The following is a 382-nucleotide window of genomic DNA, read 5'->3' on the forward strand; positions in this document are numbered from 1 at the left end:
ATAAATGATAATACTTTAGTCAAAGATTTGAAAAAGATAGAAAACCAATTAAACAGAATCATTAGTCAAGAAAGAAAGTTAGTTGATCTTCATTTAGAAGATAGTATAGACGAAGAAGTTTATGCTAAAAAGTATAAAAAACTTACAAAACAAAAAGAAGAATTACTTGATGAAAAGAAAACACTAGAGCTAACTATCAAAGATGAAAACTCTATTAAAGAAAGACTAAAGCAATTTAAAAAGGTCTTAGAAAACAAAGAAATTATAGAGGAATTTAATAGAACAGTATTCGAAAGCATAGTTGATAAAGTCGTAGTGGGTAGAATTGATAAAGACGGAACAGTTCATCCTTATGACTTAACATTCTATTTCAAAACAGGAG

1 pseudogene is annotated in these 382 nt (G+C 27.0%); it reads left to right on the top strand.

Going from position 1 to position 382, the window contains the following annotated elements:
* Window positions 1–382 (top strand): annotated as a pseudogene (locus tag HMPREF3023_RS00005) (recombinase family protein); the annotation flags it as partial.

The sequence above is a fragment of the Peptoniphilus sp. HMSC075B08 genome (genome assembly GCF_001815405.1).
GTDB classification, from domain to species: domain Bacteria; phylum Bacillota; class Clostridia; order Tissierellales; family Peptoniphilaceae; genus Peptoniphilus_A; species Peptoniphilus_A harei.